The 25662-nt window shown below is 65.2% G+C and carries 25 protein-coding genes; 14 read left to right on the top strand and 11 right to left on the bottom strand.

Annotated elements, in window-relative coordinates; translation table 11 throughout:
• Positions 1-98: 98 nt before the first annotated feature.
• The 6 genes from IR187_RS14655 to IR187_RS14630 all read right to left on the bottom strand — a co-directional run bounded on the left by IR187_RS14655 (position 99) and on the right by IR187_RS14630 (position 5992).
• Positions 99-389, bottom strand: a complete 291-nt coding sequence (locus IR187_RS14655; RefSeq protein ID WP_194955324.1) for a GIY-YIG nuclease family protein — start codon at positions 387-389, stop codon at positions 99-101.
• A 272-nt stretch (positions 390-661) separates the two neighbouring features.
• Positions 662-2185: a fumarate hydratase gene (locus tag IR187_RS14650; RefSeq protein WP_194955323.1), complete on the bottom strand. Its 1524-nt coding sequence runs from the start codon at positions 2183-2185 to the stop codon at positions 662-664.
• A 71-nt stretch (positions 2186-2256) separates the two neighbouring features.
• A complete protein-coding gene (locus tag IR187_RS14645) occupies positions 2257-3027 on the bottom strand; it encodes a hypothetical protein (protein ID WP_194955322.1) in 771 nt (256 codons plus the stop codon).
• Between the two features lie 169 nt (positions 3028-3196).
• Positions 3197-3661, bottom strand: coding sequence for a Fur family transcriptional regulator (locus tag IR187_RS14640; protein ID WP_194955321.1), 465 nt, complete (start codon positions 3659-3661; stop codon positions 3197-3199).
• 101 nt (positions 3662-3762) lie between these two features.
• A complete protein-coding gene (locus IR187_RS14635) occupies positions 3763-4194 on the bottom strand; it encodes a MerC domain-containing protein (RefSeq protein WP_324187702.1) in 432 nt (143 codons plus the stop codon).
• Between the two features lie 112 nt (positions 4195-4306).
• Positions 4307-5992: a long-chain-fatty-acid--CoA ligase gene (locus tag IR187_RS14630; protein ID WP_407699090.1), complete on the bottom strand. Its 1686-nt coding sequence runs from the start codon at positions 5990-5992 to the stop codon at positions 4307-4309.
• 113 nt (positions 5993-6105) lie between these two features.
• Between IR187_RS14630 and IR187_RS14625 the strand changes: the two genes are divergently transcribed.
• The 10 genes from IR187_RS14625 (at position 6106) to IR187_RS14580 (ending at position 17142) form a co-directional block, all read left to right on the top strand.
• Positions 6106-6642: a hypothetical protein gene (locus IR187_RS14625; RefSeq protein WP_194955320.1), complete on the top strand. Its 537-nt coding sequence runs from the start codon at positions 6106-6108 to the stop codon at positions 6640-6642.
• A 30-nt stretch (positions 6643-6672) separates the two neighbouring features.
• A complete protein-coding gene (gene pabB, locus IR187_RS14620; RefSeq protein WP_194955319.1) occupies positions 6673-8511 on the top strand; it encodes an aminodeoxychorismate synthase component I in 1839 nt (612 codons plus the stop codon).
• Positions 8512-8710: 199 nt separating this feature from the next.
• Entirely contained in the window at positions 8711-9922 is a 1212-nt protein-coding gene (locus IR187_RS14615; RefSeq protein WP_194955318.1) for a pyridoxal phosphate-dependent aminotransferase, read from the top strand.
• A 333-nt stretch (positions 9923-10255) separates the two neighbouring features.
• A complete protein-coding gene (gene msrA / locus IR187_RS14610; protein WP_194955317.1) occupies positions 10256-10948 on the top strand; it encodes a peptide-methionine (S)-S-oxide reductase MsrA in 693 nt (230 codons plus the stop codon).
• Positions 10949-11075: 127 nt separating this feature from the next.
• Positions 11076-12224, top strand: a complete 1149-nt coding sequence (locus IR187_RS14605; RefSeq protein ID WP_194955316.1) for a serine hydrolase — start codon at positions 11076-11078, stop codon at positions 12222-12224.
• A 6-nt stretch (positions 12225-12230) separates the two neighbouring features.
• Positions 12231-12536 carry a hypothetical protein gene (locus IR187_RS14600; RefSeq protein WP_194955315.1) on the top strand — a complete coding sequence of 102 codons (306 nt, stop codon included), beginning with the start codon at positions 12231-12233 and terminating at the stop codon, positions 12534-12536.
• 103 nt (positions 12537-12639) lie between these two features.
• On the top strand, positions 12640-13848 hold the full coding sequence (sucC, locus tag IR187_RS14595; RefSeq protein WP_194955314.1) for an ADP-forming succinate--CoA ligase subunit beta: 1209 nt from the start codon (positions 12640-12642) through the stop codon (positions 13846-13848).
• Positions 13849-14078: 230 nt separating this feature from the next.
• Positions 14079-14828: an electron transfer flavoprotein subunit beta/FixA family protein gene (locus IR187_RS14590; RefSeq protein ID WP_194955313.1), complete on the top strand. Its 750-nt coding sequence runs from the start codon at positions 14079-14081 to the stop codon at positions 14826-14828.
• Between the two features lie 28 nt (positions 14829-14856).
• Complete coding sequence (locus IR187_RS14585) at positions 14857-15786, top strand: electron transfer flavoprotein subunit alpha/FixB family protein (RefSeq protein WP_194955312.1); 930 nt, start codon at positions 14857-14859, stop codon at positions 15784-15786.
• Between the two features lie 6 nt (positions 15787-15792).
• Positions 15793-17142 (top strand): DUF389 domain-containing protein, encoded by a 1350-nt coding sequence (locus IR187_RS14580; RefSeq protein ID WP_194955311.1) that lies wholly within the window; start codon positions 15793-15795, stop codon positions 17140-17142.
• An 84-nt stretch (positions 17143-17226) separates the two neighbouring features.
• Here the strand turns inward: IR187_RS14580 and IR187_RS14575 are convergent, their stop codons facing one another.
• Positions 17227-18015, bottom strand: a complete 789-nt coding sequence (locus tag IR187_RS14575; protein ID WP_194955310.1) for an energy transducer TonB — start codon at positions 18013-18015, stop codon at positions 17227-17229.
• 121 nt (positions 18016-18136) lie between these two features.
• Here IR187_RS14575 and IR187_RS14570 point away from each other — a divergent pair, with 121 nt between their 5' ends.
• A complete protein-coding gene (locus tag IR187_RS14570; RefSeq protein WP_194955309.1) occupies positions 18137-19165 on the top strand; it encodes an energy transducer TonB in 1029 nt (342 codons plus the stop codon).
• Between the two features lie 99 nt (positions 19166-19264).
• Positions 19265-20602, top strand: coding sequence for a phosphotransferase family protein (locus IR187_RS14565; protein WP_194955308.1), 1338 nt, complete (start codon positions 19265-19267; stop codon positions 20600-20602).
• Positions 20603-20621: 19 nt separating this feature from the next.
• Here the strand turns inward: IR187_RS14565 and IR187_RS14560 are convergent, their stop codons facing one another.
• Both IR187_RS14560 and IR187_RS14555 read right to left on the bottom strand, forming a co-directional pair.
• Positions 20622-20942 (bottom strand): HPF/RaiA family ribosome-associated protein, encoded by a 321-nt coding sequence (locus IR187_RS14560; protein ID WP_194955307.1) that lies wholly within the window; start codon positions 20940-20942, stop codon positions 20622-20624.
• Complete coding sequence (locus tag IR187_RS14555) at positions 20942-21160, bottom strand: hypothetical protein (protein ID WP_194955306.1); 219 nt, start codon at positions 21158-21160, stop codon at positions 20942-20944. The genes IR187_RS14560 and IR187_RS14555 overlap by 1 nt, the downstream gene beginning before the upstream one ends.
• 132 nt (positions 21161-21292) lie before the next feature.
• Between IR187_RS14555 and IR187_RS14550 the strand changes: the two genes are divergently transcribed.
• Positions 21293-22582 (top strand): acyl-CoA dehydrogenase family protein, encoded by a 1290-nt coding sequence (locus IR187_RS14550; protein WP_194955305.1) that lies wholly within the window; start codon positions 21293-21295, stop codon positions 22580-22582.
• A gap of 150 nt (positions 22583-22732) precedes the next feature.
• Here IR187_RS14550 and IR187_RS14545 read toward each other — a convergent pair whose 3' ends face one another.
• Together IR187_RS14545 and IR187_RS14540 are read right to left on the bottom strand one after the other, a co-directional pair.
• Positions 22733-23038: an alkylphosphonate utilization protein gene (locus IR187_RS14545; protein WP_194955304.1), complete on the bottom strand. Its 306-nt coding sequence runs from the start codon at positions 23036-23038 to the stop codon at positions 22733-22735.
• A gap of 7 nt (positions 23039-23045) precedes the next feature.
• The gene (locus IR187_RS14540) at positions 23046-23795 is read right to left on the bottom strand and encodes a class I SAM-dependent methyltransferase (RefSeq protein ID WP_194955303.1); all 750 of its coding nucleotides are present in this window, start codon (positions 23793-23795) and stop codon (positions 23046-23048) included.
• A 125-nt stretch (positions 23796-23920) separates the two neighbouring features.
• On the opposite strand from IR187_RS14540, the gene IR187_RS14535 reads away from it, so the two are divergent.
• Positions 23921-25660 (top strand): N-acyl-D-amino-acid deacylase family protein, encoded by a 1740-nt coding sequence (locus tag IR187_RS14535; RefSeq protein WP_194955302.1) that lies wholly within the window; start codon positions 23921-23923, stop codon positions 25658-25660.
• Positions 25661-25662 lie beyond the last annotated feature (2 nt).

The raw sequence follows: 25662 nt of genomic DNA, 5'->3' as shown, positions 1-25662 counted from the left end.
ACCCCGGCCTTCGCCGGGGTGACGTGTGGTTGGGAGGTCGGTTTTTGAGATCGTCATCCCGGCGAAGGCCGGGATCTCGCCGGTGAAGTTGAAAGCCGTCAGTTCAGTATCGTTTCAAACAGATCATTCCACTCAGGATTGCTCTCGCTGATCAGCCGCCGCTTCCAGTCGCGATGCCATTGCTTCAGCGCCTTTTCGCGGGCGATTGCTTCGTACATCGTGGCGTGGAATTCGACATAAACGAGCTTGTAGATGTTGTAGCGGCTACAATGCGCCGACCCCTCCCCGGCCCGATGCTGCATCATGCGCGCGGCGATGTCGCTCGTCACGCCGATGTAGAAGAGCAGATTGCCGCGATTGGTGAGGATGTAGACGCAGGGTTGACGCATGACGCAACCCTACCCCACATCGTCATCCCGGCGAAGACCGGGTTCTCGCCGTTCCGGAGGTTTCGGATCGAGAGGGCGAGACCCCGGCCTTCGCCGGGGTGACGGGGAAGGAAAAGTGAGGCCGCGCCCTTGGAGGCGGCGGAGCAACTCGGCCATGCGGCTTTTATCGTCCATCGAGATGATCCCTTTGATTGTGGGATCATCTCAATAGCTACACATTTTACGGCGCTCCAAATGACAAGCTTGTAACTGCGCGCCTTACAAAGTCAGCGTCACACTCCGGCCAGCAACCCCTCGTCCCTGATCCGCTGCTGCCACAGCATCGGCGCATTGACGTGGACATTCTGGCCTTCGCTGTCGACCGCCACCGTGACGGGGAAGTCCTGCACCTCGAACTCGTAGATCGCCTCCATGCCAAGGTCGGCGAAGCCCACCACCTTGCTGCCTTTGATTGCGCGTGCCACCAGATAGGCCGCGCCGCCGACTGCCATGAGGTACGCGCTCTTATGTTTGGCGATCGATTGCGTCGCGGCGGGGCCGCGTTCGGCTTTGCCGACGCAGGCGAGCAGGCCTTGATCCAGCATCATGTCCATAAATTTGTCCATGCGCGTCGCGGTGGTCGGGCCGGCGGGGCCGACGATTTCCTCGCCGACCGGATCGACCGGACCGACATAATAGATAACGCGGTCGCGGAAGCTGACCGGCAGTTCCTCACCTTTCGCCAGCATTTCGGCGATGCGCTTGTGCGCGGCGTCGCGACCGGTGAGCATCTTGCCGTTCAGGAGCAGGCGGTCGCCCTGTTTCCAGCTCGCGACGACTTCGGGGGTGAGATGGTCGAGGTCGACGCGGATCGCCGCGGTGTCGGGTTGCCAGTCGATCTGCGGATAGTCGGCGAGCACCGGCGGTTCGAGGAAAGCAGGGCCGCTGCCGTCGAGCGTCACATGCGCGTGGCGCGTCGCGGCGCAGTTCGGGATCATCGCGACGGGCTTCGACGCCGCATGGGTCGGCCAGTCGGCGATCTTGACGTCGAGCACGGTGGCGAGGCCGCCGAGCCCCTGCGCGCCGATGCCGAGTGCGTTGACCTTTTCATACAGCTCGATGCGCAGTTCTTCGGTCGGCGACGACGGGCCGCGCGCGAGCAGCTCGGTCATGTCGATCGGGTCCATCAGCGACTGTTTGGCGAGCAGCATCGCCTTTTCCGCGGTGCCGCCGATGCCGATGCCGAGCATGCCGGGCGGACACCAGCCCGCGCCCATCTGCGGCACCATGTCGAGCACCCAGTCGACGATGCTGTCGCTAGGGTTCATCATCTTGAACTTCGACTTATTCTCGCTGCCGCCGCCCTTTGCGGCGACGTCGATCACGACCTTGTTGCCCGGCACCATTTCGACGTTGAGCACCGAGGGGGTGTTGTCCTTGGTGTTGACGCGGCTGAAAGCCGGGTCGGCAAGGATCGAGGCGCGAAGCTTGTTCTCCGGGTGGAGATAGGCGCGGCGCACGCCCTCATCGACGACCTGTTGCAGACTGCGCGGGCTGTCGAGGCGGCACTCCATGCCCCATTTGATGAAGACGGTGACGATGCCGGTGTCCTGGCAGATCGGCCGGTGTCCTTCGGCGCACATGCGGCTGTTCGACAGGATCTGCGCCATCGCGTCCTTCGCGGCGGGCGACACTTCGCGCTCATAGGCGGCGCCCAGCGCGCGGATATAATCCATCGGGTGAAAATAGCTGATGTACTGGAGCGCGTCGGCGATCGTTTCGACGAGGTCGTCTTCGCGGATGATGACGGTGTTCATGTGCAGCCTTTCGCCCTGTTCGCGGGATTCGCGGGAATCCCTAGACCCGCCCGCGCGGCGTGGAAAGGGGGTCAGGCGCGGCGCGGATCGACGAGCGGGCGCTTGCTTGCCAGCGCCCGCCAGCTGCCGGCCGCGGCCAGCGCGAGCAGCAGCAACCAGCCCGCTGCCGCCGACGGGACCAGCGCCCAAGCGAAAGCGGCGGGGGTGATCAGTGCCATCACGGTCGGGATTGCGGCGAGGATTGCGACGGTACCGAACAGTGCCCACCAACGGCCGAGCTGCGTCGCGGCGGCACCGATGACGACGTTGGTCGCCGCAAGCAGCAGAAACTTCGCCGCGACGGGGTAGGGCAGGCTGGCCATGGCGGGCGAATAGTCGCCGAGCGTGAAAGCGGCCTGGATGTCGAAGAGCAGCCAGTTTTCATACGCATCGCAAAGCGCTGCGGCGACCGGGAGTGCGGCGGCGGCGAGCAGCGGCCGCAGGCGCAGTTCGCGCCACAGCGCCAGACAGCCGCTGGCGAGGAAGCCCGCGTAGAGCAGCATGTAGAGATAGTCCTGCTCGTTACCGGCGCGCATCGCCGCCAGCCGCGTCACTTGCTGCGGGTCGGTGAAGAAGCCGAAGATCGCTTCGAGGTCGGCCTGACCGCCGGCAAATTCGAACGCGAGAACGGGCGGACCATAGCCGGGGGCGATGTCGTGCCCGCTTTGCGGAAAGACTTGCGTCAGATAGGCGCCGAAGAGCAGCACCGCGACGCCGAACCCCAACGTCCAGAACCATAAGCGCGTCGGTGCAGGCGGGCGTTCGCGCTGCGCCTCGATCCATTGCTGAAGCCCCCCGATCATTGCTGGCGCTTATCCCGGTCGCACCAGCCGCTGCTCTCCGGCGAAAGCCGGAGCCCAGGGCGTCATCATGCGACGCTTGCCTGCTAACGCCCTGGACCCCGGCTTTCGCCGGGGAACGGCCTTTATCTGTTCAGGAATTGAGATGTCCGGCGGAGCGCGGCGGCTCACCTTATTGGCACTCGGCGCATTTGCCGCGCACCTCGATCACCGGGCGTTCGGCGGCGAAGCCCGTCGCATTGGCGGCGGCGCGGACCCCGGTCGACAGCTTGTCGTCGTCGACATGCACTGCGGTCCCGCATTCGTCGCAAATCAGAAAGATGCAGTCGTGCAGACAGCCGGGATGGCTGTTCGCGACAAAGGCGTTGGCGCTCTCGACGCGGCGGACGAGGTTGTTGGCGACGAACAGGTCGAGGATACGATAGACGCTGTTCGGCGCGACGCGCTTGCCGCGCTTTTGTGACACGATATCGGCGATTTCATAAGCGCTGGCGGGTTTGCCGATCGCGGCGACAACGTCGAAAATCTCGGCGCGCATGTCGGTCCATGCCTCGCCCGCGCCTTCGAGCGCGGTTTGCGCCGCCTTGGCGAGCGAGGCGCCGCTCGCCTCGACATGCGGATGGTCATGCTTGCCCATTGCCATTTCCTTGTGCCGCGGGAAATCCCGCGCCAGTGCCGTACATGTAAGCTGTTTGGCCGGTGCCCGCAAGTTGCGGCCGGTCCGTTTCGGCGCCGCGTCTAGTGCCGCGCGCGGCGGTTGAGGTCATGCGCCAGGGCGACAACCGCGACTCCGACCATGGTGGCCAGCACCTCGCTGCCGTCGTGTGGCCGCGACAGTGCGCCCGCCATCATGCCGAGCCCGAAGCTGCCGACGCCGAACGGCATCATATAACCGTGGCTGAGCACACCCGAAACCAGAGTCACGAGCGCAAAGCCGATCGCGATAACCAGTCCGACCTCGTGGAACAGATGATTGTCGAACGCGACGCCCAGCGATGCGATCGATGCGAACAGCACCGTGCTGGCGAGGCAGTGAACAAGGCACAGTCCTGACAGACCCATCGCCAGCTGGTCGCCCGACAGTGACGTCAACGGACGCGAATCGCGCGCAGCCCGAAGCACCGCGCCGAGACGCGTGCGGGCAGGGGCAAGGCTGGCGACTTGGGTCACCCGATTCTCCGTTGAGGCAATTGCGAAGGTGGATATGGCATAACATGACAGAGGTTACAACGTCTCATTGCGCAAGTCGTGCACGGGGTTGTGGAGCGTTGACCTTTGGCTGCTAAGCCTCTTCGGCGCGCAACGCCTTGCGGTCGAGTTTGCCGATCATCGTCTTGGGCAGATTGAGGCGAACTTCGACGGCTTTCACCCGCTCGTGCTTGCCGAGCTGCGGGTTGAGCCAGGCGGCCAGCGCCTCGCCCGACACGTCGAATCCCTCCTCCAGCGTGACAAACGCTTTCGGCGCTTCGCCGCGATAGGCGTCGGGGACGCCGAGCACGATTGCTTCCTTCACCGCGGGATGCTCATAAAGATGCGCCTCGATCACGCTCGGATAGACTTTGAAGCCGCCGACCGCGATCATGTCCTTCAGCCGGTCGACGATACGGATATAGCCGCCCTCCTCGACCACCGCGACGTCGCCGGTGCGCAGCCAGCCGTCGGCGGTGAAGCTGTCGAGGTCGGCGTCGGGGCGGTTCCAATAGCCCTGCATGATCTGCGGCCCCTTGACCGCGAGTTCGCCGGGCTCGCCGTCGGCGGCGGCTTTCGTCGGGTCTTCCTTGTCGAGCAGGCGGACGTGCGTGGCGGGCAGCGGCTGGCCGATCGTGCCGGGGCGAACCGGGCCGTCATAGGGATTGGTCGCGACCACCCCCGAACTTTCGGTCAGGCCATAGCCCTCGACCAGCGAGGCGCCGGTGGCGGCGGTAAATTTCTCGCGCAACTCGGCGGGCATCGGCGCGCCGCCCGATATGCAGACGCGCAGCGAAGAGAAGTCGGTCTTTGCCAGATCGGGATGGTCGAGCAGCGCCTGGTACATCGTCGGCACCCCGGGGAGCGCGGTCGTCCGCGTGCGGGTGATCGCGGCGAGCGCCTGCTTCGCGTCGAAGCGCGGCAGCATGGTGATCGTGCCGCCGTTCAGCACGGTGCGATTGAGCACGCAGGTGTTGGCGAAGACGTGGAAGAAGGGAAGGACGCCGAGGATGCGATCGTCGGCCGCATGGTCGGGGTCGATCGCGTTCACCTGCCGCGCGTTGGCGGTCAGATTCTGGTGGGTCAGCTTGGCGCCCTTGGGTGTGCCGGTGGTGCCGCCGGTATATTGGATCAACGCGACATCGCGTTCCGGATCGATCGCGACCGGATCGGGGCGCCCGTCGTTGGCGATCAGCGCCGAAAAGCGGATGACCCGCGGATCAGACGGGATGGGAGCGATGTCGGCGCGTTTGAACAGGCGGTAGAGGATCGCCTTGTGGCAGGCGAGCCCGCCGGCAACCGAGCCGATGACAAGGCGCTTGAGGCTCGACCCGTCGAGAACTTGCAGCGCGGTCGGAAGCAGCGCGGCGGCGCTGACCGTGAACAGCGTGTCGGTGCCCGAATCCTCGACCTGTTCCTCCAGTTCGCGCGCCGTGTAGAGCGGCGAGAAATTGACCACCGTCGCGCCGATCGCCAGTGCGCCATAATAAGCCGCAACATAATGCGGGACGTTGGGCAGGAACAGGCCGACCCGGCTGCCCTTGCCAAGGCCGAGCTGTTGCAACCCGCGCGCGACCCGCGCCGCGCCGCGCGCAACCTGGGCATAGCTGAAATGGCGGCCCATGAAGTCGAGCATCGGCGCATTGCCACGCCGCGCGACGCTGGCTGCGAACATGTCCGGGAGCGACAGCGGCGCGAAGGATTGATCCCAGTCCGTTGGATGGTGGTAATCGGTCGACCAGGAAAAGGCGCTGTCCATCGGGGGAATATATCCTCTCATTCTGTGGCTTTCCTGACACTAGGGTCAGTAAGCCGACATCGCAACCGGGCCGCGCTTGCGGCGCGTGAGCGCCGCCGCTAGGCAGGGCCATCTTTCTCGCCAGGGGTTTTATCATGTTGCAACTGTCGTCGCGCGTCGCCGTCCCGCTTGCCCTTCTTGCCTGCGTCGTTGCAGCGCCGGCTGCGGCAAAAGATAAGGATGCACCGGTCCGACCGGCGCAAATTCAGGAGCTGTATGCGTGTCGGGACATTGCCGATCCCGCCGCGCGCCTCGCCTGTTTCGATCGCGAGGTCGCCGAATTGTCGGCGGCGGATTCGGCGCGTGAAATCACCTTTACCGACCGCGCGACGGCGCGCGAGGCGCGGCGGGGTCTGTTCGGCTTTTCCTTTCCGAAGCTGGGCGGCATTTTTGGCGGCGACGAGGACGAGGTGAAAGAGATCGAGACGGTGCTGCGGTCGGCCAGCGTCGACCGGTCGGGTAAATACACGCTGGTTATGGAGGACGGTGCGGTCTGGGTTCAGATCGACACCACCCGCTTGGTGCGCGACCCGAAGCCGGGACAGAAGGTGAAGATCAAGGCCGCGTCGATGGGAAGTTATTTCGCCTCGATCGAAGACGGGCGGACCATCCGCATGAAGCGCGACCGCTGAACCCTGCACGGCGCGGGGGACGCCCGGGCAATGGCAGCTGCCGCGACCTTGCTGCGCGCTGACGCGGGAGCCACTCCGTTCGTCCTGCTCGACGATGCCCGTATTCGGGGGGCGGCCGCGGCGCGGTTGTTCGTCGATCCGGTCGAAACGCTGGTGGCGTCGGCGGCGGCGGACATCCCCGATTTGCTGTCGGCGCTGGAGGCCGCCGCCGGGCGCGGACTCTATGCCGCCGGATATCTGGCTTATGAGGCGGGACAGGGCCTGGCGCCGGCCTGGCGCGGCGCAACGACTGCGGTCGCGGCGGCGGACACGGTGCCGCTTGGCTGGTTCGGGTTGTTCGAACGGGTCGAGCGGATCGACCCCGCGCAGGTGGCGGAGCGGTTGCCCGATCCGGCGGGGGCGTGGGTCGGCGATGTCGCGCCGCAGGTCGAACGCGCCGACCATATCGCGGCGGTGGAGGCGGCGCTCGGCTATATTGCGGCAGGCGACATTTATCAGGCCAATGTCACCTTTCGCGCCGAAGTGCCGGTGGCGGGCAACCCGCTGGCGGTCTATGCGCGGCTGCGCGAAACGGCGCGCGCCGGATATGGCGGCTTTATCTGGACCGGCGAGCGCGCGATCGCGTCGCTGTCGCCCGAGCTGTTCTTTGCCCTGCGCGGGCGCGAGGTCATTGCGCGGCCGATGAAGGGAACGGCGGCGCGACTACCGGATGCGGCCGCGGACGCCGCCGCGGCGCGGGCGCTGGCCGACGATCCCAAGCAGCGCGCCGAAAATCTGATGATCGTCGACCTGATCCGCAACGATTTGTCGCGCGTCGCGGTGCCGGGGTCGGTGGCGGTGCCCGACCTGTTCCGCGTCGAGAGCTTTCCGACGATCCACCAGCTTGTTTCGGACGTCACGGCGCGCCTGCCCGCGCGCAGCGGCGCCATCGACGTCCTGCGGGCGGCCTTTCCCTGCGGTTCGATCACTGGCGCGCCCAAGGTGCGGGCGATGGAGATCATCGACGAACTCGAAGCCGATGCGCGCGGGCTCTACACCGGATCGATCGGTTTTATCGAGCCCGGAGGCGACGCGGCGTTCAATGTTGCTATCCGGACGCTGATCTTTCCCGATTCCAGCGCCTTGCATGGCGGGACGAATCGGGCCACGCTGGGTCTGGGTTCGGGAATCGTCGCCGACAGCCGGCCGGCCGAGGAATGGCGCGAATGTCTGGCAAAGGGGGAGTTTGTGGGGGCAGCGGGGACGCGTTTCGACCTGATCGAGACCATGTTCTTCGATCCGATTGAGGGGGTCCAGCGGCTGGAGGGGCATCTGGCGCGGATGAAGGCCAGCGCCGAGGCGCTGGGTTTTGCATTCGACCGGCACGGCGCGCGCAACAGCCTGCAATCGGCGACCTTTCGTATGCGCCATGCCGCGCGGGTGCGGATGCGGCTCGCGTCGTCGGGGGCGTTGGCGGTCGAGGTGTCGCCGATGCCGCGGCTCGCCGAACTGCCGGTGCCGGTGGCGGTATGTCCGGCGCCGCTGGCAGCGGACGATTTCCGGCTGGCGCACAAGACCAGCCTGCGCGCACCCTATGATGCGGCTCGCAGCGACAGCGGCGCGGTCGAGGTCGTCTTTGTCGACGCACCGGGGTTCGTGACCGAGGGCAGCTGGAGCAATGTCTTTGTCGAACGCGACGGCCAGTTGCTCACCCCGCCGCTGGCTCTCGGACTGCTTCCCGGCGTGCTGCGTGCCGAACTGATCGAAAAGGGGCGGGCGGTGGAATCGCACCTGCGGCTGGCCGACCTGGCGGACGGTTTCTTCATCGGCAATTCGTTGCGCGGGCTGATCCCGGCGCGGCTGGTCCAGGCGGGCGATCGAGCATCGTAACCGTAGCCCTGAGCCTGAAGACGGGCGCTTATCTGACAGGCGCCCTTCGACAAGCTCAGGGCTACGGTATTTGCTGGCGCTGAATAGCTAATTTATCCCACGCTGCGCTTGCGAATTGGGGGCGGAGGCTTTAGGCGCGGCCCCGCACAATTTCCTGTCAAATCGCTGCCTGTCCGCGCCAGCCACGGAAAGTATCGTCATGTCGCTGAAGCCCCATGTCTCTGCCGCCCTCAACCGCATCCAGCCATCGGCAACGCTCGCGATGACCGCGCGCGTGTCGGCGCTGAAAGCCGCTGGCATCGACGTGATCGGCCTGAGCGCCGGCGAGCCCGATTTCGACACACCCGATTTCGTCAAAGAAGCGGCGATCGAAGCGATCCGGGCGGGCCAGACCAAATATACGCTGGTCGACGGCACGGTGGCGCTGAAGGAAGCGATCCGTGGCAAGTTCCGCCGCGACAACGGGCTCGATTTCGGGCTCGACCAGATTTCGGTCAATGTCGGCGGCAAGCACACGCTGTTCAATGCGCTGGTCGCGACGGTCGACAAGGGCGACGAGGTCATTATCCCTGCGCCCTATTGGGTGAGCTATCCCGACATTGTGGCGTTTGCGGGCGGTACGCCGGTGATCATCGAGGGCAGCGCGGCGCAGAATTACAAGATCACCCCCGCGCAGCTCGACGCGGCGATCACCCCGAAAACGCGCTGGGTGATGCTCAATTCGCCGTCGAACCCGTCGGGCGCTGCCTATTCGGGCGAAGAACTCGATGCGCTGGGCGAGGTCATTCGGCGCCACGGCCATGTGATGGTGATGACCGACGATATGTACGAGCATGTCTGGTACGCCGATTTCGAATTCACGACCTTTGCGCAGCGTTGTCCCGACCTGATCGACCGCATCCTGACCGTGAACGGCTGTTCGAAAGCCTATGCGATGACCGGCTGGCGGATCGGTTACGCGGGCGGCCCGGCCTGGCTGATCAAGGCGATGGGCAAGCTCCAGTCGCAATCGACGTCGAACCCCTGTTCGATCGCGCAGGCCGCCGCCGCCGCGGCGCTCGGCGGGCCGCAGCAATTCCTCGACGATCGCAACGCCGCGTTCAAGAAGCGCCGCGACATGGTCGTCGCGATGCTCAACGATGCGCCCGGACTGACTTGCCCAACCCCCGATGGCGCCTTTTATGTCTATCCCGACGCCAGCGGGTGCATCGGCAAGACGACCCCCGACGGCAAGCTGATCGACAGCGACGAAGCGCTGATCGATTATTTCCTCGACAGCGCAAAGGTCGCGGCGGTGCATGGCGGCGCCTTCGGCCTCTCGCCCGCGTTCCGCGTGTCGTACGCGACCTCGGAAGCGGTACTGAAGGAAGCGTGCGTGCGCATCCAGCAGGCGTGCGCCGCGCTGCGTTAAAGCACCACTCGTCCCCCGCATAGGAATTCTGTACCGACCGGTCTTGTAATGTCGGCGGCAGCGTCTATTTGAAGCTGAACGGCGGTTAAGCGCCCGGTTCACCGGAAAGTAAGTCATCTTGTGTAAGGTGACGGACATCACTGCACGGTTGGTCGGGGCGCGCCATATCGTCGGTGTAACCACGGCGGCGCTGGCCGCGAACCATGATAGATAAAAAACGAGGCTCCCCATGCTCAACCTTTTCCGCTCCGACTGGTTTTTGTCGATGCTCGCCGGTTTCGCGATTGGCGCGACCTATATCGTGCTGAACCAGCCCGCGCTGCCGATCCCCGCGTGACGCAGTCGGGCGCCGCACGTTTCCCGCGCCTGCTGGCGGCGGTGGTCGCCGGGTCGATCGTGGCGCAGTGCGCCGCCCCCGCGCAGGCCGAAAGCGTCGTCAAGCTGCCCCCCGCCAAGCTCGACCCCGCGGTCAACGCCAAGCGCGCGACCGCGGTGCTCGCGGGCGGGTGTTTCTGGGGCGTCGAGGGCGTGTTCGAGCGCGTCAAGGGCGTGATCTCGGTCGAATCGGGCTATCATGGCGGCAGCGCCGCGACCGCAAAATATGAACTGACGCACGACGGCAAGTCGGGCCATGCCGAGGCAGTGCGGATCGTCTATGATCCGACGCAGGTCAGCTATGGCACCCTGCTGCGCGTCCTGTTCTCGGTGATCGCGGACCCGACGCTGAAAAACCGCCAAGGGCCGGACGTCGGTTCGCAATATCGCGCCGCGATCGTCCCGCTCGACGCGACGCAGCGCCAGGTCGCGACCGCCTATCTGGCACAGATCGGCCAGGGGCGTTATTTCGACAAGCCGATCGTCGTGCCGGTCGAAAGCTACAAGCAATTTTATCGCGCCGAGGCGAATCATCAGGATTTCATGCGCCGCAACCCGTCGAACGGCTATATCGTCCGCTGGGATGCGCCGAAACTGGCGGCGCTGAAGCGGCTTTTCCCCGACATGGTCCGTCCGACCTCCGCGCCTTGACCCTGCGGCCCGTTGCGCCACTCGTCGCACCAGAAGAATCACTCGTCGCAAATTGCTGGTCCGTCTGGCGCGCCTGCGTGAGCAGGTGGCGGAAGATTATGTACAAGTTGCTGGTGGCGGGGTTTGCATGAAGTTTGGGTTTTCCGGTCAGCCGGTTCTGGCGATCCTGGCCAGCGCAGCAGTGCTGGCGGGGTGCGTGAGCAGTGCCGCGGTCGCCCCGCCTGCCCGCTCGCCTGCCCCGTCGGCAACGGCGCCGCGGCCCGCAGGGTCGGTCGCCGTGCCGGTCGGCCAGCCGTCACGACCCGCCGTATCGCGCCCGACCGAGCCCATCGACCCCGGATTCCGGCGCGCGCCCGCGGGGCTGGCCGAACGCATCCATTTCCTGTGGCGCGGCTTTCCCGGCAAGACGGGCATCGCGGTCCAGCGCATCGACGGCGAATGGGCGGTGTCGCAGCGCGGCGGCGAGCTGTTTCCGCAGCAAAGCGTCTCGAAACTGTGGGTGGCGATGGCGGCGCTCGATGCCGTCGACCAGGGCCGCCTGCGGCTCGACCAACAGGTCCGCATCGGCCCCGAAGACCTGACCTTGTTCTATCAACCGCTGGCGGCGCGCGTCCGCAGCGAGGGGTCGGTGACGATGTCGGTCCGCGCGCTGATCGAAACGGCGATCACCCAGAGCGACAATACCGCAAACGACAGCCTGTTGCGGACGATCGGCGGTCCGGCGACCGTGCAGTCGTTTCTGGCCAGAAAGAACCTGGGCGCGATCCGTTTCGGTCCCGGCGAACGCCAGCTCCAGAGCGGCATCGCGGGGCTCAGCTGGCAGCAAAGCTATTCGATCGGCCGCAATTTCGAAACCGCGCGCGCGGCGTTGCACGCCGCAACGCGGCAGGCGGCGATGGACCGTTATCTGGCCGATCCCGTCGACGGTGCCAGCCCCGACGCGATCGCCAGCGCGCTGACGCGGCTGGCGCGCGGCGCGCTGCTGTCGCCCGAATCGACCGAATATCTGCTCGGCGTGATGAGCCGGACGCGGAGCGGCCCCAACCGGTTGAAGGCTGGGCTGCCGCCCGACTGGAAATTTCTGCACAAGACCGGGACCGGACAAAATCTGAACGGCATGACAGCGGGCTATAACAATATCGGTATCGCGACAGCGCCCGATGGAACGCGCTATGCGATCGTTGTTCTGATGGGAACGACCACATCGCCGATCCCGTCGCGCATGGCGCTGATGCAGGCGGTGTCGGGCGCGGTGGCCGAATTTCACGGAAGATAACCACCGATGCGCCTTGCTGTCCTATCACTGTTGACCGTCTCGCTCGCCGCTTGTGCGACGCCGGAAACCCGGCTGCGCACCGGGCTGGTCAATGCCGGCCTGTCGAAACCGATCGCGGCCTGCATGGCCGAACGCATGGTCGACCGGCTGTCGCTGCTGCAACTGCGGCGACTGGGCTCGCTCGCCAGCCTGAAGGACAAAAATGCCAGCGATCTGTCGCTGAACCAGTTCCTGCACAAAGTCCGCGCGCTGAAAGACCCCGAGATATTGACCGTGACGACCAGTTCGGCGGCGCTCTGCGCTTTTCGCTAGGCAAGAATAACTGGGGTGCGGCGGGACTAGCCTTGCCCGCCGACTTGTGCTTAGGCGGCGCCAATTCTCCCCGCCCCAAGACTCGAAAGGCCCGGCAGACCCCATGAACATCCACGAATATCAGGCGAAAGAACTGCTCGCGAAATTTGGCGTCGCGGTGCCCAAGGGCATTGCCGCGATGAGCGTCGAGGAAGCCGTCGCGGCGGCCAAGCAGCTGCCCGGGCCGCTGTATGTCGTGAAGTCGCAGATTCATGCCGGTGGCCGCGGCAAAGGCAAGTTCAAGGAACTCGGCCCCGATGCCAAGGGCGGTGTCCGCCTCGCCAAGTCGATCGAAGAGGTCGAAGCGCACGCCAAGGACATGCTGGGCAACACGCTGGTGACGATCCAGACGGGCGAGCCCGGCAAGCAGGTCAACCGCCTCTACATCACCGACGGCGCCGACATTAAGCAGGAATTTTACCTCGCGCTCCTCGTCGACCGCGCCACCAGCCGCATTGCGGTCGTCGCCTCGACCGAGGGCGGGATGGACATCGAAACCGTCGCGCACGACACGCCCGAAAAGATTCACACGATCACCATCGACCCCGCCACTGGCCTGATGCCGCACCACGGCCGCAGCGTCGCCGCGGCGCTCGGCCTGTCGGGCGATCTGGCGAAGCAGGCCGCCAAGGTGCTGACCGGACTCTATGCCGCGTTCCTCGGCACCGATGCCGAGCAGATCGAAATCAACCCGCTCGCGGTCTGCGAAGGCAAGGACGGCGACGAACTGCTGGTGCTCGACGCCAAGGTCGGCTTCGACGGCAATGCGATGTTCCGTCACAAGGACATTGCCGAGCTGCGCGACCTGACCGAAGAAGACCCGGCCGAGGTCGAGGCGTCGGAATATGACCTCGCCTACATCAAGCTCGACGGCAACATCGGCTGCATGGTCAATGGTGCCGGTCTTGCGATGGCGACGATGGACATCATCAAGCTGAACGGCGAATTTCCCGCCAACTTCCTCGACGTCGGCGGCGGCGCGAGCAAGGAAAAGGTGACCGCGGCGTTCAAGATCATCCTGAAGGATCCCGCGGTGAAGGGCATCCTCGTCAATATCTTTGGCGGCATTATGAAGTGCGACATCATCGCCGACGGCATCGTCGCGGCGGCGAAGGAAGTGAATCTGTCGGTGCCTTTGGTCGTTCGTTTGGAAGGCACGAATGTGCAGCAGGGCAAGGACATCCTCGCCAATTCGGGGCTGCCGATTGTTGCGGCCAATGATCTGGGTGATGCGGCAAAGAAGATTGTCGCCGAGGTGCGCGCGGTCGCGTGACTTTAGTCCTCTCCCCTTGAGGGAGAGGATAGGGAGACTTGGGCCGCTAGGCCCTAGTCGAACTTGGTGAGGGCCTGCGACGTTTCATCCCCTCACCCAGCTTCGACTAGCCAGCAAGCTGGCAAGTCTGCGCAACCCTCTCCCTCAAGGGGAGAGGGGCATTAGGTTGACGTTTACGTAAGCGCGAATTATGGCGCAGTGCACAATTTGTTGAGAGGAGCTTTGAGCCCATGAAAATCCTCGTCCCCGTCAAGCGGGTGCTCGATTATAACGTCAAGCCGCGGGTCAAGGCCGACGGCACCGGTGTCGATCTGGCGAACGTCAAAATGTCGATGAACCCGTTCGATGAAATCGGCGTCGAAGAGGCGATCCGGCTGAAGGAAAAGGGCGTCGCGACCGAAATCGTCGCAGTGTCCGTCGGCCCGGCGAAGGCGCAGGAAACGCTGCGCACCGCGCTCGCGATGGGCGCCGACCGCGCGATCCTGGTACAGACCGACGACGACGTCGAGCCGCTGGCGCTCGCGAAAATATTCAAGGCGATTGCCGATGCCGAAGCGCCCGGCCTTGTCATCCTCGGCAAGCAGGCGATCGACGGCGACAACAACCAGACCGGCCAGATGCTCGCCGCGCTCACCGGCTGGGCGCAGGGCACTTTTGCCAGCGCGGTCAATGTCGAGGGCGATCATGTCAGCGTGACCCGCGAAGTCGACGGCGGTCTCGAAACGGTGAAGCTCAAGCTTCCCGCGATCGTCACCACCGACCTGCGTCTGAATGAGCCGCGCTATGCGTCGTTACCGAACATCATGAAGGCGAAGTCGAAGCCGCTCGATACCAAGACCCCCGCCGATTACGGCGTCGATACGACACCGCGGGTCAAGACGGTCAAGGTCAGCGAACCGCCCGTCCGCTCGGCGGGCGTCAAGGTCGCCGACGTCGATGAACTGGTGGCCAAGCTGAAGGCAATGGGCGTCCACAGCTGAGCCTGAACGGAATAGAGGGAAGTTTGCTATGAAAACTCTGGTTTGGGTCGAACATGACGGCAAGGCCGTCAAGGACGCCACGCTCGCGGTGGTCACCGCGGCGTCGCAGCTTGGCGAAGTCCATCTGCTCGTCGCGGGTAGCGGCGTCGATGCCGTCGCCAAGGACGCCGCGCAGATTGCTGGCGTCGGCAAGGTGCATGTCGCCGACAACGCCGCCTTCGATCATAATCTGCCCGAAAATGTCGCGCCGCTGATCGCCGAACTGATGGGCAGCCACGATGCGTTCCTCGCGCCCGCGACGACCACCGGCAAGAATATTGCGCCGCGCGTCGCCGCGCTGCTCGACGTGATGCAGATTTCGGAAATCCTGTCGGTCGAGGGTCCGAAGACCTTCACGCGCCCGATCTACGCCGGCAATGCGATTGCGACCGTCGAAAGCTCGGACACCAAGCTGGTCCTCACCGTGCGCGGCACTGCGTTCGACAAGGCCGCGACCTCGGGCGGTTCGGGGACGATCGAAGCCGTCTCGGCAGGAAGCGATGCCGGTATCTCAAGCTTTGTGGGCGCCGAAATCGCCAAGCAGGATCGCCCCGAACTGACCTCGGCCAAGATCATCGTGTCGGGCGGCCGCGCGCTGGGTTCGAGCGAGAAATATCAGGAAGTCATCGTCCCGCTCGCCGACAAGCTGAACGCCGCGCTCGGCGCCAGCCGCGCTGCGGTCGATGCGGGCTATGTCCCCAACGACTATCAGGTCGGTCAGACCGGCAAGATCGTCGCCCCCGAAGTTTATTTCGCGATCGGCATTTCGGGCGCGATCCAGCATCTGGCGGGCATGAAGGATTCGAAAACCATCGTCGCGATCAACAAGGACGAGGACGCCCCGATCTTTCAGGTCGCCGACTTCGGCCTGGTTGCCGACTTGTTCAATGCCGTTCCGGACCTGACCGCCAAGATCTGACCGGTCATGGCGGGCCAGCACCCCGGAGTGCCCGGACTGGGCGACGCGCCGTTCAACGCCGGCGGTCGCCGGTCGGCGCGTCGCGGGCGGGTTGACGCGGACATCGACGACGCCGACGCACCGGCCGGAGGGGACGATACCCACGGCCGGTCGCTGACCCTGGCCAGCGTGGCGCGCGACGCGCGGCTGGACAAGAAATTCCTGTTGCTGATCATTCTGTCGTCGGCGATCGCGACGCTCGGCCTGCTGCAAAGTTCGGCGGCCGTGGTGATCGGCGCGATGCTGGTGTCGCCGCTGCTCGGTCCGATCATGGGCATCGGGTTCGGGCTCGCGACGCTGGAAAGCACGCTCATCAAACGGTCGCTTGTCACGCTGGGGGCCGGGATGGCGGTCGCTGTCCTGGTGGCAGTGATCATCATCTGGCTGTCGCCGATCAAGGACGTCACCCCCGAACTGCGCGCGCGCACCCAGCCGACGCTGCTCGACCTGGGCGTCGCGGTCGTGGGCGGGATCGCGGGCGTCTATGCGATCATGCGCAAGCTGTCGGGCGTGATGGTCGGCGTCGCGATCGCGACCGCGCTGGTTCCGCCGCTGTCGACCATCGGTTTCGGTCTGGCGACGGGACGTCTCGACTTTGCGCTGGGTGCGGCGCTGCTGTTCCTGACCAACACGCTGGCCATCGCCTTTGCCGCGACCGTGGTGGCGCGGCTGAACCGGTTCGGACCGTCGCTGACCCCGCAACATACGGCGATGCAGATCACCGGGATCATCGCCACGCTGGGCATTTTGTCGATCCCGCTCGCGCTGTCGCTCAACAACATCGCGCGCGAGGTGCGGGCGCGGACAATCGTCCAGTCCGACCTTGGCGACTTGCTCAAGAAGGACGACCGCATCGACAGCCTGACGGTGCGGCTGGACGGCGACCAGATCGCGGTCGACGGCGTTGTGCTGGTCGAACAATATTCGCCGCAGCTGAATGACGCGCTCGGCAAGACCGCAGGCGAGGCGCTCGACCGCGATGTTCGCGTCAACATCGTCCAGCTGCGCAAACAGACCAACGCCGCGGCGCAGCTGGAGGAACAGCTCAACCGCCGCGTCGCGGCGCTCGAACAGCGCGAGGAAGCGGGGCAGGCGATCCTGGCGGGGCTGACGGTCGGCGAACTGGTGCCCCGCGATCGCGTGCTGATCGATGCCCAGGCCCGCCGCGTCATCGTCCAGCGCGACCGCGAGGAAGAGGGCGAGCGCATCGCCGCCGCGATCGACCGCATCATCGCGGCGGTGCAGGCCGATTACCCGCGCTGGCTGATCCAGAACGGCGAGCTGACGGCGGCCGACGGGGGTGCTACCGCGCCCTAGCTGCCGTCGGACTGGCGATCGGGCGCGGTCCGGTGCCGGACCAACGGATGGCCAAGCGATATTGCGGCGGCGTCCGTCGACGTCCTATTTCGGAACCTGCCAGCGGACCCTGTTGACGTAAAAGCTTGCCATTGGCTGGCCGTCCGCGCCGATTGCGGGCTTGAATTTCGCCCGCTCGAGCATCAACTGGCAGGAGCGCCGGTCCAGCACGTTGGATTTGCTGCTGCGAACAATGATGCATTTTTCGACGACGCCTTGCGGCGAAATCTTGAGCTGGAAGGCAGTGGTGCCTTCGATTCCGCGCCGCGTCTCTTCGAGCGGATAATCGGCGTTGGTCACCCAGCGCCCCGGTCTACCGATCGGCTCCGGCGGGACCGCCCAGCTTCGCATGGCGTCGGCTTCGATCCCCCAGCTTTTCAGCAGGTCGTCGTGACAGACCTGCAGCGCCGCCAGCGCCGATTTGGCGTCGGTCCAGAGCATGGCGACGTCGAACCTGTCGTCGGCGCTCAACCGAACCTGTTGTCGGTTGGTCGCTGCGGCGAGGATTCTGGGATCACCGTCGTACCAGCGGATGAATTTTTCGGGCCGGTCGGGGACACCCATCGAATAGCCTTCGAAATCCGCCGACACGCCTTGCGGTTCCATCGTGACCTTGATGGCCACGCTGCTCCCCAGGCGGGGAATCTTCACGCCCGCAACAACCATGTCGAAGCTCTGCAGTCCTGATCCGCGCGCGATACGAAGGGTGACGGCGTCCTCGCCGCGGCCGAAGGTGCGCAGCAGACGACATTCCTCGTCGGCATAATCGACCTGCCAAGCCGAGGCGGGGGTCAAGACCGGCGGCTCGTTCGCCATGGCCGGCTCAGCCGACATCAGCGAGATAGCAAGGATAGGGACCGATCGACCGACAGCGCGCATCGCAGAATTGTCCGCAATCTGCGGTTCGGGTCAAGCAGCAATGTTGCGGTGGTGCCGCCGGGCTGGCGCGGGACCGATGGCGCAGCAGCGGGTGCCTGCGCATGCAGCGGTGCTATCGCTGCTGTTCGGCGATTCGCCGCGGAACGACGTGGCAGCGCTTGCGATTTTCGCGCACGTGGCCAATAAGATGGCCATGCGCCAGGACACCGTGACGATCGTGACAGCCGCTTTGCTCGGCTTCTGCCTCTCGACGGTCGATGTTGCGGCGAAAGAGTCGCTCCGCCTTGCGCCGAGTTCCCCATGGAACCTGCATTATGGTGATGACAGTTGCAGCATCGGCCGCAGCTTTGGCGAGGGCGACGACAAGGTTGTGATGGTCTTCAGCCGCTATGAGCCCGGAGATATGCTGCAGCTCAATTTTACCGGAAAACCGACCTATACGGTTCGGGACGAGGGCAGCGTGACGCTTCGTTTCGGTCCCCATGAGGCCGAGCAAAAGGTCAGCTTTTTCCCTGCAAGTTCGGCTACCAAAATCCCCGCGCTGATCATTCGTGGCGGGCTTCGCATTGCGCCGCGCGACGAATCGGAAATCGCAGCTTTCGAGGCCGCGGAAAAGGCAGGTCAATCTTCGTTCCGTGCGTCCACTATTACGCGCGAGCAGGAAGCCGCCGTCACCTTTGTCGAAGTCTCCAAGCCCGTTCGACGGCCTTTCGTCCTCGATACAGGATCGCTTGCGTCGCCGCTGGCAGCGCTGCGCAAATGCACCGACGAGCTGCTCGATCATTGGGGGATCGATGTGGCGAAACATGCCAATCTGATGCGCCCGGCCGTGCCGAAGAGCGATTACCGGCGGTGGGTCCAGCCGCGCGACTATCCGCCAGAGATGATCATGAACGGCAAACGAGCGATCGTACATTTCCGATTGAACATCGGCGTCGATGGCAAGCCGACAGCGTGCCACATCCAGCAATCGACGCGCCCTAAAGCGTTCGATGATGCGGTGTGCCGCGCCATCATGCGCAACGCCGAGTTCGAACCTGCACTGGATGCGGACGGTGCGCCGCTGGCATCCTATTGGCGGAACACCGCGGTCTTCATCCTGTGAGGACGACGATCGTCTCTGCGGCCGCCTAAACTTAGCTTTCTTAGCATTCAAGAAATTGCCGGGTTGCGCTTGCTGCGATTCGTCCGCATCGCTGGGTGCATGACCGATCTTGACGCGTTTCTTTCCGCCTTCATGACCAGAGCCGTCGGGCCCGGTTCCTTGTCGGGGCTGTCCCGCCTGTCGGGCGGGGCGAATATGGAAAGCTGGGCGTTCGACTGGGCGGGCGGCGGCTATGTCCTGCGCCGGGCGCCGTCGGCGGACTATATGGCGGGGCGGCCCTATGGCCATGCCGACGAGGCGGCGCTGGTTATGGCGGCGCACGGCGCCGGGGTGAAGGCGCCCGAAGTTGTCGGGGTGCTGGCGGACGGCGACGGCATGGGGACCGGCTATGTCATGCGGCGGGTGATCGCCGAGGTGAATCCGGCGAAGATATTGGCCGATCCGCCGCCGTCGTTACTGGCCGATCTGGGACGCGAACTGGCGCGCATTCATGCCATTCCCGCCGGGACCATTCCGGCCGCGATTCCGCTGATGGACACCGCCGCGGCGCTGGCCGAGTTGAAGGCGCGCTTTCTGGACTATGGCGGCGACCGGCCGGTGATCGCACTGGCGATCAAATGGTGCGAGGATCATCTGCCGCCGCCTGCGGAGCCGGTGCTGGTCCACGGCGATTACCGCATGGGCAACATCATGGTCGACGCGGACGGGCTGTCGGTTGTGCTCGACTGGGAACTCGCGCACCGCGGCGACGCGCATGAGGATCTGGCGTTCGGGTGCATGGCGGTGTGGCGGTTCGGGCGGATCGATCAACCGGCGTTCGGGGTGGGCAGCCTCGAGCAGTATTTCGCGGCCTATGAAGCTGCGGGCGGGGTAAAAGTCGATCGTGACCGCTTCCACTTCTGGCTCGTCTATCGCACCCTTTGGTGGGCGCTCGGCTGTCTGCAGATGGGGCAGGCGTGGCGCAGCGGCGCCGACCCGACGGTCGAACGCGTCGTCATCGGGCGGCGAACTGCCGAGCAGGAGCTAGACCTGCTGTTGCTGCTGGAGGCGGAAGCGTCCGCGGACGAACGCGACCGCCCGCTGCCGTCGCCGCCCGTTGCTTCCCCCGGGCCGACGGGCGAACCGACCAATCGCGAGATGATGCAGGCGGTGCGCGACTGGCTGGCGAGCGACATCAAGCCCGTCGCGGAAGGTCATGGCAAGTTTCAGGTCGCGGTGGCGATGAATGCGCTGGGCATCGTGATGCGCGACCTCGACGCCGGCGCGCGCGCCGAGGATCGAGCATTGGCCGATGCGTTGCTGAGCGGCGCCGTGACGCTTGCGCAGCCCGGCCTGCTCGCAGAACTGCGCCGCGCAGTGATCGACAAATGCGCGGTCGACAGCCCGAAATATGCTTCGCTGGCCGCGGCGCGGCGGCAATGGGGCGACGCCGGATGAACCTCCGCAGTCCGAAAAGTTACGGCCGGACGCGGTCCGCTTTGCCGAAGTGGCTGTCGAGCCGCGAGATCATCGCGGCCAAGGCATTGTTCAGCGCCTGTTCGGCATCGACGCCATCGGCCTTGGCCGACAGCGGGTCACCGCCGTTGGGCCGTGCCTCCAGCCGCGCTTCCATGCCCCGCGCGCCATTGGTGTCGCCGTCGACATCGCGGATATGCGCCTCGACGCGGCTGAGGCGCGAGGAAAAGCGGTTCAGGCGCTCGCCGATGCGCTGTTCGAGCGCGGCGGTTCGACCGGCGGGACCGGGGGTGCGATTGTCGGTGTTCACCAGGATTTGCATCAGCGCACCTTCCGGCTGCGTTCGAGGACGGGGCGATGCCCCTCCTGTTCGAATGCGCCGTCAACCGGCGCATCGGGGTTGGGCTGCGCGATCGAACCTTCGGCGGCGGTGTCTTCCTGATGGCGCAGATAGTCGGGTGCCGTTTCGGCCGCCTGCTTGCGCGCCAGCGCCTCTTGCGACAATTGCTGTTGCGTCGGTTTTTCGGCTTGTTTGCTCATGACATCCTTCTTTCCAGCTTCGATATTTTAATGCCGGTGCGGCGCGAAGGTTCCCGAAAAGCGGGCCTGCAGCGTTGCGATCGGCAACGGGTCTGACCCCGGGACATCACTCTCACGATCAAGGACAAGGCGATGGATTTTGCGATTGCACCCGATTTACAGGCCTATCTGGACGAACTCGACGCGTTCATCGCAGCCGAGATCAAGCCGCTGGAGGAGGCGGACGACAATATCCGTTTCTTCGACCATCGCCGCGAACACAGCCGCACCGATTGGGACAATCAGGGGCTGCCGCGCCACGAGTGGGAACAGCTGCTCAAGGCCGCGACGCGCAAAGCCGATGCTGCGGGGCATTGGCGCTTCTCGGCGCCGAAGAAATATGGCGGCAAGGACGGGTCGAACCTGTGGATGGCGGTGATCCGCGAGCATTTCGCCGCCAAGGGGCTGGGGCTGCATAACGATCTGCAGAACGAGCACAGCATCGTCGGCAATTTCCCCTTCGTCGAGATGTTCGAACAGTTTGCGACGAGCGAGGAGCAGAAGCAGGAGTTCATCCTCGGCGGGTTCGAGGGCAAGCGCCGCACCGCCTTTGGCCTGACCGAACCCGACCATGGCAGCGACGCGACCCACATGGAAACCCGCGCGGTGCGCGAGACCCGCGACGGCGTCGACGGCTGGCGCATCAACGGGCGCAAGATGTGGATTACGGGGATGCACGTCGCGACCCACTGCGCGACCTTTTGCCGCACCGATGGCGCGGATGGCGATGCCAAAGGGATCACCTGCCTGCTCGTCCCTACCGGCACGCCGGGGATGACAGTCGACGAATATATGTGGACGTTCAACATGCCGACCGACCATCCGCGCATGACCTTCACCGATGTGTGGGTACCCGACAGCGCGCGGCTTGGCCCGGTCGGCGGCGCGCTGTCGATCGCGCAGAGCTTCGTCCACCAGAACCGCATCCGGCAGGCGGCGAGCTCGCTGGGCGCGGCGGTTTATTGTATCGAGGAAAGCGTGCGATATGCCCGCGAGCGCAAGCCGTTCGGCGAGGCGCTGGCGAAGAACCAGGCGATCCAGTTCCCGCTCGTCGAGCTCGCGACGCAGGCCGAAATGCTGCGGCTGCTGATCCGCAAGACGGCATGGGACATGGACAATACCCCGCACAAGGATATCGAACACAAGCTGTCGGACAAGGTCAGCATGTGCAATTATTGGGCGAACCGTCTGTGCTGCGAAGCCGCCGACCGCGCGATGCAGGTGCATGGCGGCATCGGTTATTCGCGTCACAAACCGTTCGAGCATATCTACCGCCACCACCGGCGGTATCGGATTACCGAGGGTGCCGAGGAGATTCAGATGCGCAAGGTTGCGGCGTATCTGTTCGGCTATCTGGGGCCGCGGCGGGGGACGTTGGGGTAAAGAAAATCCTCCCTGTGGCGAAGCCATGGGGAGGGGGACCGTCGCCGCAGGCGATGGTGGAGGGGCGGCGACGGTTGCGTCAAAGCCCCTCCGTCAGCCCTTCGGGCTGCCACCTCCCCATCGCTGCGCGACAGGGAGGATTGTTTCGCCCTACCGCTTCCTGACAAACTCCGCCCGCAGCACCAGCCCCTTGATCCCCTCATGTCGGCAATCGATTTCCTGCGCGTCGCCGGTCAGGCGGATCGACTTGATCACGGTGCCGACTTTCAACGTCTGCCCCGCGCCCTTGACGGTCAGATCCTTGACCAGCACCACCGCGTCGCCGTCGCTCAGCCGATTGCCGACCGCGTCGCGCACCTCGGGTCCGGCGGCGTCGGCGGCGTCGCGCGCGGCGATGTCGCCCGCCGCCATCCATTCGCCGCTCGCTTCGTCATAGACATAATCATCGTCGGCCATGCTGATCCTATCCCGGTTTGCGGAAGCGCAGGGTGAACTGGTCGGTCTTGCCGCGGATTGCGGCGTCGAAGACGTTCGTCGTGCGCGGATCGTCGGCGCGGCGGTAGAGGTCGCTCTCGGCCTCCAGTTTGAACCCGGCCGTGGTCAGCGCCGCGATCACCGCCGCCTTGTCGATGCGATGCAGGCTGTCGGCCATCGTCGTGCCGGTGCCGTCGGCAGCGCTGTGATCAACGATCACCAGCGTGCCGCCGGGCTTGAGCGCCGCAAACAGCGCGGCGCTCGCCTTGTCGCCGGTGCCTTCGGGAAAGGGCTTGAGGTACAGGTCGTGGAAATTCTGCACCGTGATGATCGTGTCGAGCGGCGCGGCAAAGGCGGGGGCCGCGAACGGACCCGCGACGGCATCGACATTGGCATAAGCGGCATCGACCGCGGCCTGATCGGTGCCATATTGCGCCCTGAAGGCAATGAACTCGGCGGGCTGGAAGGCGTGGACCTTGCCCGCCGGGCCGACGGCAGCGGCGAGCAGGCGGGTGACATATCCCCCGCCCATCACAAAATCGCCGACCTGTTCGCCCGGCGCGATCTGCGCGAACGCCAGCAGCTCGGCGGGTTTGCGCGCCGCGTCACGTTCGCGGTCGGCGGCGGGGCGCGCCGGATCGGCAAGCGCGGCGGCATAATCGGTCGCCGCGGCTTCTTTGGCGGCGAGCGGGGTCGCCGACAGGGCGAGCAGCAGGGCGAGGGTAAGCGGACGGATCATGGCATCGACTCCCGTGGTGTATCGCATCGGTATAACAGCATCGCGCCCCGTTCGCCCGTTGATTTGCATATCGCGATTTTGATGATAGGTTTCTTCGTGAAACTAAAAAGATCGGGAGACTCGGGATGTTTGATCTGGTGATACGCGGCGGCACCGTCGTCGACGGGACGGGCGGCGCGCCCTTTGTCGCGGACGTCGCGGTCGATGGCGACCGGATCGTCGCGGTGGGCGAAAACCTCGCCGCGGGGCGCGACGAAATCGACGCCAGCGGCAAGATCGTCACCCCCGGCTTCGTCGACGTCCACACCCATTATGACGGGCAGGCAACCTGGGACGCCGAAATGGCGCCGTCGAGCTGGCACGGCGTCACGACCGTCGTGATGGGCAATTGCGGTGTCGGCTTCGCGCCCGCCAAACCCGACCGCCACGACTGGCTGATCTCGCTGATGGAAGGGGTCGAGGACATCCCCGGCACTGCGCTCGCCGAGGGTATGAGCTGGGACTGGGAGACCTTCCCCGAATATATGGACGCGCTCGAGAAATTGCCGCGCACCGTCGACGTCGCGTGCCACGTCCCGCACGGCGCGGTGCGCGCCTATGTGCTCGGCGACCGCGAGAAACCCGGGGCGATCCCGACCGATGCGGACATCGCCGAAATGTCGCGCATCGTCGAGGAAGGCATCCGCGCCGGTGCGCTCGGTTTCTCGACCAGCCGCACCGTGCTCCACAAATCGATCGACGGCGAACTCGTCCCCGGCACCACCGCGACCGCCGAAGAGCTGATCGCGATCGGCCGCGCGATGGGGCGCGTCGGTTATGGCGTGTTCGAAATGGCGAGCGACCTGAAGCGCGAGTGGAACGAATTTCAGTGGATGGGCGACCTCAGCCGCGAAACCGGGCTGCCGGTGACCTTTGCCGCGTTGCAATCGATCGCCAAGGAATTGCCGCTCGAGGAGCAGATCGAGGAAATGCGGCGTCAGAATGCGACCGGCGCGAACATCGTCGCGCAGATCGCGCTGCGCGGCAATGGCGTCATCATGGCGTGGCAGGGGACGGTGCATCCGTTCCGTTTCAAGCCCGCGTGGAACGAAATCATCGACCTGCCGTGGGAGGCGCAGCTCGCGAAACTGCGCGACCCGGCGTTCAAGGCAAGGATGATCGCCGAGGAGAATGTGTGGCCCGAAAGTGACATCCTGGATTTCCTGAAAATCGTCGCGCTCGGCTGGCCGGTGCAGTTCGAAATGGACCCCGATTTCAATTACGAACCGAAAATGGACGAAAGCATCATGGCGCGCGCCACCGCGGCGGGGGTGTCGCCGGGCGAATATGCCTATGACCTGCTGATGAAGGACGATGGCAAGGGCTTCATTTATTTCCCGATCCTCAACTACCGCGACGGCAACCTCAATTTCCTCGAGGATTTGCAGGCCGCCGACGACACGGTGAACAGCCTGTCCGACGGCGGCGCGCATTGCGGGACGATCTGCGACGCCGCGTCGCCGACCTTCATGCTCCAGCATTGGGTGCGCGACCGCGCGGGCAAGCGCATCGCGCTCGAACATGCGGTCAAGCGCCAATGCCGCGACACCGCCTTGCTTTATGGGCTTGAGGACCGCGGGGTGCTCGCGCCGGGCTATCTCGCCGACCTCAATGTCATCGATATGGAGCGGCTGAAACTCGGCAAGCCCTGGCTCGCCTTCGATCTTCCCGCGGGCGGCAAGCGCCTGTTGCAAAAGGCCGACGGCTATGTCGCGACGATCAAGTCGGGCGAAGTGACCTTCCGCGACGGCACGATGCAGGGGCCAACCCCCGGCGGCGTCATCCGCGGTCCGCAGCGCGTCGAAATGGCGATGGCGGCGGAATAGGG

It is taken from the genome of Sphingopyxis solisilvae, assembly GCF_015475875.1.
Classification (GTDB): domain Bacteria; phylum Pseudomonadota; class Alphaproteobacteria; order Sphingomonadales; family Sphingomonadaceae; genus Sphingopyxis; species Sphingopyxis solisilvae.
This window is presented reverse-complemented; position numbering and strand designations above follow the sequence as displayed.

Excerpts from the sequence above, each read along its gene's own strand:
- pabB (WP_194955319.1), top strand. The coding sequence starts at position 6,673 with ATGGCAGCTGCCGCGACCTTGCTGCGCGCTGACGCGGGAGCCACTCCG.
- IR187_RS14640 (WP_194955321.1), bottom strand. The coding sequence starts at position 3,661 with ATGGGCAAGCATGACCATCCGCATGTCGAGGCGAGCGGCGCCTCGCTC.
- IR187_RS14605 (WP_194955316.1), top strand. The coding sequence starts at position 11,076 with ATGAAGTTTGGGTTTTCCGGTCAGCCGGTTCTGGCGATCCTGGCCAGC.
- IR187_RS14575 (WP_194955310.1), bottom strand. The coding sequence starts at position 18,015 with ATGTCGGCTGAGCCGGCCATGGCGAACGAGCCGCCGGTCTTGACCCCC.
- IR187_RS14655 (WP_194955324.1), bottom strand. The coding sequence starts at position 389 with ATGCGTCAACCCTGCGTCTACATCCTCACCAATCGCGGCAATCTGCTC.
- IR187_RS14570 (WP_194955309.1), top strand. The coding sequence starts at position 18,137 with ATGGCGCAGCAGCGGGTGCCTGCGCATGCAGCGGTGCTATCGCTGCTG.
- IR187_RS14560 (WP_194955307.1), bottom strand. The coding sequence starts at position 20,942 with ATGCAAATCCTGGTGAACACCGACAATCGCACCCCCGGTCCCGCCGGT.
- IR187_RS14555 (WP_194955306.1), bottom strand. The coding sequence starts at position 21,160 with ATGAGCAAACAAGCCGAAAAACCGACGCAACAGCAATTGTCGCAAGAG.
- IR187_RS14545 (WP_194955304.1), bottom strand. The coding sequence starts at position 23,038 with ATGGCCGACGATGATTATGTCTATGACGAAGCGAGCGGCGAATGGATG.
- IR187_RS14585 (WP_194955312.1), top strand. The coding sequence starts at position 14,857 with ATGAAAACTCTGGTTTGGGTCGAACATGACGGCAAGGCCGTCAAGGAC.
- IR187_RS14590 (WP_194955313.1), top strand. The coding sequence starts at position 14,079 with ATGAAAATCCTCGTCCCCGTCAAGCGGGTGCTCGATTATAACGTCAAG.
- IR187_RS14535 (WP_194955302.1), top strand. The coding sequence starts at position 23,921 with ATGTTTGATCTGGTGATACGCGGCGGCACCGTCGTCGACGGGACGGGC.
- sucC (WP_194955314.1), top strand. The coding sequence starts at position 12,640 with ATGAACATCCACGAATATCAGGCGAAAGAACTGCTCGCGAAATTTGGC.
- IR187_RS14625 (WP_194955320.1), top strand. The coding sequence starts at position 6,106 with ATGTTGCAACTGTCGTCGCGCGTCGCCGTCCCGCTTGCCCTTCTTGCC.
- IR187_RS14600 (WP_194955315.1), top strand. The coding sequence starts at position 12,231 with ATGCGCCTTGCTGTCCTATCACTGTTGACCGTCTCGCTCGCCGCTTGT.
- IR187_RS14615 (WP_194955318.1), top strand. The coding sequence starts at position 8,711 with ATGTCGCTGAAGCCCCATGTCTCTGCCGCCCTCAACCGCATCCAGCCA.
- IR187_RS14645 (WP_194955322.1), bottom strand. The coding sequence starts at position 3,027 with ATGATCGGGGGGCTTCAGCAATGGATCGAGGCGCAGCGCGAACGCCCG.
- IR187_RS14650 (WP_194955323.1), bottom strand. The coding sequence starts at position 2,185 with ATGAACACCGTCATCATCCGCGAAGACGACCTCGTCGAAACGATCGCC.
- IR187_RS14580 (WP_194955311.1), top strand. The coding sequence starts at position 15,793 with ATGGCGGGCCAGCACCCCGGAGTGCCCGGACTGGGCGACGCGCCGTTC.
- IR187_RS14550 (WP_194955305.1), top strand. The coding sequence starts at position 21,293 with ATGGATTTTGCGATTGCACCCGATTTACAGGCCTATCTGGACGAACTC.
- IR187_RS14540 (WP_194955303.1), bottom strand. The coding sequence starts at position 23,795 with ATGATCCGTCCGCTTACCCTCGCCCTGCTGCTCGCCCTGTCGGCGACC.
- IR187_RS14565 (WP_194955308.1), top strand. The coding sequence starts at position 19,265 with ATGACCGATCTTGACGCGTTTCTTTCCGCCTTCATGACCAGAGCCGTC.
- IR187_RS14630 (WP_407699090.1), bottom strand. The coding sequence starts at position 5,992 with ATGAGAGGATATATTCCCCCGATGGACAGCGCCTTTTCCTGGTCGACC.